Genomic DNA, 6,604 nt, shown 5'->3' with positions numbered 1-6,604 from the left:
ATAAGCGACGTGAGCTGGGCACAGTTTCGTTCCATGCTGGAATATAAGGCGAAATGGTATGGCAAACACGTGGTAGTCGTTGGAAAAACATTTCCTTCCAGCCAGCTTTGTTCGGGATGTGGAGCTAGAAACCACGACGCGAAGCATCTTGCCTTGCGTGAATGGGACTGTCCGAATTGCGGATGCCATCATGACCGGGATTTGAACGCAAGTATAAATCTTAAAAACGAAGCCATAAGACTTCGAACCGCAGGGACTGCGGGGATCGCCTAATCCATAACTAGTGGTTACGCTGGTGTTCTTAGGAATCTCCCTCTTCTAAACGCAGTGAAAGTGGGAGTAGTTCAAGGAACTGTCGGGTAAAACAGAGTTTAAAGAGATTACCATTACAGATATTGCAGCTGAAGCGATGATTAATCGTGCCACGTTCTATTATTACTTTGAAGACATCTATGATTTATAAATTGCTATCACCTCAATAGCATTCCGAAAAAGATGAAGGGTTGAGAATTATGGCTATCATATTGAGCTCTGGCATGTACGGAGCTTCTGTAGACTGGATGAGAAATAGTCACAAGATCACGCCAGAAGAATTTATTCAATTAGCTATTCCCCATTTACTCCCTGCTCATCATATTGGGTCTCCTGACAACTAAATATACCTGTCGATGGTCTGAATAGGTATAGATAATAGGTTGTACACCTACATTCGATAGATGCTCCAGAACGAAATACACTCACTAGGCCACATACCAATAAAACACTTCCTTTCCTCTTCTTGGATCAAGGAATTCTCTTTTAAAAAATAACGTGTTATGGTAATATTCCGAATATAGTAAAAGGTATTGACCTTTCTAATAGTTGTCTGTTAAATTATATTGTAGTATATAATATTCAGTGACGAGAAAGAGTACGGTATGAAATTCGTTCCCCAGAGAGTCGACATTTGGTGAAAGTCGATGGACAGAGCATATCCGAAAATCATCTCTAAGATGCAAAGTTGAAAATAGTAAATTTTGCCGGATTTCCAACGTTACATGGAAAACATATAATCGTAAGATGAATTAGAATGAAACGTTTTTATCGTTTACGAAGCTTTTGGAACATGGGTGGTACTGCGAGTAAAAACTCGTCCCTATTTAGGGGGCGAGTTTTTTCTGCGCAAAAATAAAGGAGAGAAAATGGTATATGAACAGAACATCGGATTGATCAAAACTATCGTATGCAATGAAAAGTGTTAGATGAATTCAACCACGTTGGGTACATAATCGACACAATTCACATTATATTTTGCGAAGTCTTACTATTCTAAATGCAATTACACATATATTATGTACTTTCATTTTACTCTACACACAAAAACATCAGGAGGTATTATAGTGAGTAAAAAAAACATACTATTCACGGGATTCATGCTCTTCTCTTTATTCTTTGGAGCTGGAAATCTGATTTTCCCGCCATTTCTCGGCTTGGAATCAGGGACTAATTTTGCATCCGCCATTGTAGGCTTCCTCATCACAGGCGTTCTACTACCGTTCATGGCTATTCTTGCGATCGCCTTGTCTGATAACGGGCTATTGTCTATGGGTAGCCGCGTACATAAAGTGTTCGGAATGATTTTTGCGGTCATTATCTATATGTCGATTGGAGCATTTTATGGTATTCCAAGAGCATCCAATGTTGCGTATGAGTTAGGATTTAAACAGATAGTGGAAGTGAATGGCAACTTACCGTTGCTTATATTCTCTCTAGTATTTTTCGGTATAACCTACTACATCAGTTTAAATCCTAAAAAAATCGTCGATCGCATCGGCCAGTTTTTAACACCTATTCTACTGTTGGTTTTAGGCGTGCTCGTTGTCCAAGCGTTTATCAAATTTGATAACATATCTTCAGCTCCAGCAGATGATTATGCATCCACTCCATTTGTAAATGGATTCTTAGAAGGTTACTTCACGATGGATGCCGTCGCAGCGCTAGCGTTTGGGATTGTCGTGATCAATGCGCTCAAAGATAAAGGTTCAAGGTCGAAGTCAGAACTGGTTAAAGGAACGTTGGGTGCTGGCTTCATCGCTAGTATCGGATTGGCCGTTGTGTATTTCTCACTCGGATGGATTGGTAAAGTCATTCCAAAAGAACAAACATTTGGAAACGGTGCGGAAGTATTAACTGCAGCAGCAAGCATGTTATTCCCAAGTGGCGGAGGACTTCTCTTTGGTATCATCGTCATACTAGCCTGTTTAACGACATGTGTCGGTCTAATTAATGCTTGTTCAAGGTTCTTCAATGAAATATATCCGAAGTTCAGTTACCAAGCCTATGTCGCGGTTTTTGTATTATTCGCCTTGGTAGTATCTAATTTAGGATTGAATGCTATATTAGCTTTGGCCATACCTTTATTAGTATTTATTTATCCGATCTCGATTGTTCTAGTCATTCTTTCCTTATCCCAACATGTTGTGGGTGGCGGCAAGATGATGTATCGGCTATCTATATTTATCACATTCGTTTTTGCGTTATACGAAGTATTCGCTAGCACGGGGTACAGTTCTGCTCGCATTACCGAGTGGCTAAACGTTATTCCGTTTTTCGAACATGGACTCGGCTGGGCTGTACCAGCGTTCGTCGCAGCAGTGGCTGGTTATATACTAGATAAGTTCGACAAACAAGGAATTAAGTAAAACAACTAGAAAATCCCGCTTCTTTTTTAAAAGGAGCGGGATTTTTTGTCTTCAGGATTACTTCCGTAATGAATTCGTCAATTCTACAAACTCTTCCACGTCTTTAGCCACTAGCGTAATGCCAGCTGCCCAGAAATCTTCTTTCGTCACATCTACATCCAGGTGTTTTTTCGCGAGGTCTTCTACTGTCATAGATCCAGTATCACGTAATAAGGCAATATACTTTTCTTCAAACCCTTCAGGTTGTTTCAAGTATTCTGCGTAGATCCCTAAGCTGAACAAGTAGCCAAATGTGTACGGGAAGTTATAAAACGGCACGCTATCGATAAAGAAGTGCAGCTTAGCTGCCCAGAAATGCGGATGATATGAAGATAAACTATTTCCAAATGCTTCTTTTTGTGCGTCTACCATCAATTCATTCAAGCGATTTTCTGATACTATGCCTTTCGCGCGTTCCGTGTAAAACTGATCTTCAAATAGAAAGCGAGCACGAATATTTAAAAACATCGCGGTGGCACCTTCTAATTTATTTGCTAACAGAGAGATTTTCTCTTCATCGGATGTAGCATTTTTCACAGTAGCATCGGCAATAATCGTTTCCGCAAACGTACTCGCTGTTTCCGCGACATTCATCGCATAATTACGGTTCAATGTCGGTAAATCTTTCATAACGTGACTATGAAAAGCATGCCCTAATTCATGTGCCAATGTGCTCGTATCATTTGGAGAACCTGTGAATGTCATGAAAATTCGTGACTCTTCAAATTCAGGCAAGCTTGTGCAATAACCACCTGGTCGTTTGTTTGGGCGATCTTCCGCTTCCACCCAACGGTTTTCCAATGCATGTTTCGTAAAGTCGGTCAATTTCGGTCCAAATGAAGCGAAATGTTCCATAATGAAATCACAGGCGTCATCATATGTGAAGCGTGTCGGCTTTGTTTCACCTACCGCAACTGGAGCGGCCACGTCTTGCCAACCAAGCTGATCCATGCCCAATAAATCCGCTTTCCGACTTAAGTACTCAATAAACGTTTGTTTCTGCGCATCCACTGCTGACCACATCGCGGTTAGCGTTTCTTTAGACATCCGGTTATATTCAAGCGGCTCTTCTAAATGGCCTTCTCTCCCGTGAGCATCTTGTAACGTTAAGCGATAGCCTGCTAAATGATTCAAGATGTCCGCAAAGATCGGTCCATTCGCAGACCAAGTTTTTTCCCAATTCTCAAAAAGCGCTGCACGCACTTCCGCATCGGGATCGGCGTACATTTTATTCATAGCTTGCCCGATAGATAAGTCTGTGGTTTTCCCGTCTTTATCCGTAAACGGAACGGTCATAGTGGAGCCCACTGTATTGTATAGATCACTCCACGCGGAAAGACCATCTTTATTTAATTTCGCAATCAGTTTTTCTTCCGCTTCAGATAATAAACGTTTACCTTTTTCACGTATTTCATTTAATGAGAAACGGATGACCTGTAAAGCATCGTCTTCAAGAAGTTGATTCCAGCTTTCATCCGAAATGGCTACCAGTTTTTTCATGAAGATTGTGGAGAGTTGCTGAATTTCACTGCTTAGTTCCATCACTTGGCCTATGACAACGCTTGCATATGGATCATCCATGAAGGCGTCACGCCACATATTAATAAACGTACCCACTTGGCCTAAGCCTTTACCAATGACTTCTTGCTTGTTTAATAATTCTTGCAAAGTAGAGGCATCGTTAGCCGGATCACTGTTCCATGCGTTTAACTGGTCTGCATAAAGAGCAATATCTTCTTTGACAGCCGAAAGTTTCGTTTGTACTTCGTCAGAATGCGTTCCACCTGCAAAAATACTCTCTAGATCCCACGTGTTTTGATATTTCAATGTATCCCACTCCCCTTATCTATCGCTACTGTAAACTTAGTTACTGAAATAAGAAAGTTTTATTTACTAAGTCCATTATATACCAATTTATCATAGAGTGTTGTCATTTTTCTCGATTCCAAAAACGTATTCTTCATGAACCATATTTAGTTAATAACTCAGCTGGTATATGACAATAATCCGTTGGGCATTTAGCTAATCTGTCTTGATGTTCATCTGCACTTTTCACATAGTTTGTAAGAGACAACACTTCCACAACTATACGGTCCACATCACTTCTCTTCGTAATAAACGCTCTCGCTTCTTCCAAGTGTTCAAGATTTTCACTGTAGATGCCCGTTCTATATTTCTCGCCAACGTCTGCACCTTGTTTATTCACACTATACGGATCTATGATTTCAAATAAATAGTCCATTAATTCCGAAATGGTTACGACAGCAGGATCAAATCCTGTTTTTACACATTCAGCATACCCATCATACTCGCCTTCGAGTGAATGAAGTGTTCCATTCGCCCTCCCTGCTTCCGTAAATGTCACACCTGGTAAGGTTTTGATAAACGCTTGTACTCCCCAAAGACAGCCACCGGCAATGTATACTACTTCCATTTGGACACTCCTTTCCCGTGTAGATCGTGATTCGTTATACGCGTGTTCAAAAACAAGTTATTAAGTAAAGTAACCGTGTTAATCACCTATGTGAAGCAACTCTGAATATGTACGTTCATCCCTATATCCTACTGAGTAGCTCTTTCATATACTGTAAATAAATTTTAGCAAATAAAAAAAGACCCTACAAGTAGGGTCTCTTCCAAGCTGTTATTAAGCTTTTTGAACGTTTGTAGCTTGTAGGCCACGTTGTCCTTGTTCGATTTCAAATGTTACACTTTGACCTTCGTCTAAAGATTTGAAACCGTCGCCTTGGATTGCTGAGAAGTGTACGAATACGTCTTCTCCTGCTTCGCGCTCGATGAAACCGAAACCTTTTTCTGCGTTAAACCATTTCACTGTACCTTGTTCCATAATTAATTGCCTCCTAGTGTGGATGTCCACACAATGATGTTACTATACTTGCTCAAAACTTTAGACGAAAAACAAAATATATTTCCATGAAATATATTCTCGATCTGAAAAAGAACAAAGATAATACTCTTTAAATATAACAGACATTAAATAAAAAAGCAACCCTAATGTTTAGTACTAAAAATAAACCTTTGTAGTTCTTCTTTTTTATATCTAAAAGCACGCTTAGTTTCACTATTTAGCAGACTTTTGAAATGACATTAACCATTTGGTTGCTCATGTACGATCTTTTGAAGAGATGGTTACGTCCTAGCTGCCAGGAAAATTAATTCCGATATGCTTTTCCATACGAATATCAGCCCGCATTTGTCTCTCATAATACGTGAAGTTTTCTATGCGTCCTATTTCTTGATACCCTAACTTCTTATAAAGCTTCAAAGCAGCTGTATTAAATTCAAACACGCCTAGCTCGATTCGTTGAAGACCACGCTTTCTAACTTGCTCTTCCAAGTACGTTAAAGCGATAAAACCAATTCCTTTCCCACGGCATTCAGGCTCACCAATGGAAATACTGATCCATGCTGTTTCCAACTCCTTGTCAAACAGATGATCGGGGTCAATGGTATAGCTCATTTCACCGATGAGTCGGTTTTCCAAATAAATCAGGAATATATGTTGGTATTCTAACCGACGGCGTACATCTTCTAGAGTCAAAATATTTTCTCGTACCAATTCTTCTTTACTTTGATTAGGTTGAGACAATGACTTTAACTTCACGTCGTTCCCCCATCGATTGAGCGTATTCAAAAGCATGGATGTTGGTTCGGTTAATGTAATGAATTCAATATTCATTCCCATCACCTCCTGATTTCTACGTTTTTCAATCTAATAAATATGTATCACCTTTACGCTTTGCACACTACCAGTATAATATAACAACATGCTTTCTACATACTTATAGTCATATCCATTGAAGCTACGCCTTGATTTCTTTCTTAGTAGAAGACTACATGAAGGCATTCTGCAAAATGGCAAA

General features: G+C 39.8%; 7 protein-coding genes and 1 other annotated feature. Of the genes, 3 read left to right on the top strand and 4 right to left on the bottom strand.

From position 1 onward, the window contains the following. The 3 genes from CSV77_RS03020 to brnQ all read left to right on the top strand — a co-directional run. The coding region (locus CSV77_RS03020) for a zinc ribbon domain-containing protein (protein WP_144034650.1) at window positions 1-273 on the top strand (273 nt) is incomplete at its 5' end. A gap of 136 nt (window positions 274-409) precedes the next feature. After that, complete coding sequence (locus CSV77_RS17330) at window positions 410-463, top strand: hypothetical protein (RefSeq protein WP_369802723.1); 54 nt, start codon at window positions 410-412, stop codon at window positions 461-463. 425 nt (window positions 464-888) lie between these two features. Continuing rightward, window positions 889-1,140, top strand: a binding site (T-box leader). A gap of 239 nt (window positions 1,141-1,379) precedes the next feature. Continuing rightward, a complete protein-coding gene (brnQ, locus tag CSV77_RS03010) occupies window positions 1,380-2,681 on the top strand; it encodes a branched-chain amino acid transport system II carrier protein (RefSeq protein ID WP_099672224.1) in 1,302 nt (433 codons plus the stop codon). A 57-nt stretch (window positions 2,682-2,738) separates the two neighbouring features. On the opposite strand, the gene CSV77_RS03005 is transcribed toward brnQ, so the two are convergent. The 4 genes from CSV77_RS03005 to CSV77_RS02990 form a co-directional block, all read right to left on the bottom strand. Next, on the bottom strand, window positions 2,739-4,547 hold the full coding sequence (locus CSV77_RS03005) for a M3 family oligoendopeptidase (protein ID WP_099672223.1): 1,809 nt from the start codon (window positions 4,545-4,547) through the stop codon (window positions 2,739-2,741). Window positions 4,548-4,680: 133 nt separating this feature from the next. After that, on the bottom strand, window positions 4,681-5,154 hold the full coding sequence (locus CSV77_RS03000; protein ID WP_099672222.1) for a peptide-methionine (S)-S-oxide reductase: 474 nt from the start codon (window positions 5,152-5,154) through the stop codon (window positions 4,681-4,683). 213 nt (window positions 5,155-5,367) lie between these two features. Further along, window positions 5,368-5,568 carry a cold-shock protein gene (locus CSV77_RS02995; protein ID WP_085130578.1) on the bottom strand — a complete coding sequence of 67 codons (201 nt, stop codon included), beginning with the start codon at window positions 5,566-5,568 and terminating at the stop codon, window positions 5,368-5,370. Window positions 5,569-5,877: 309 nt separating this feature from the next. Then, window positions 5,878-6,420, bottom strand: coding sequence for a GNAT family N-acetyltransferase (locus CSV77_RS02990; RefSeq protein WP_099672221.1), 543 nt, complete (start codon window positions 6,418-6,420; stop codon window positions 5,878-5,880). Between the last annotated feature and the right edge of the window lie 184 nt (window positions 6,421-6,604).

This window comes from Sporosarcina sp. P16b, from assembly GCF_002743065.1.
In the GTDB taxonomy this organism is placed as follows: domain Bacteria; phylum Bacillota; class Bacilli; order Bacillales_A; family Planococcaceae; genus Sporosarcina.
This window is presented reverse-complemented; position numbering and strand designations above follow the sequence as displayed.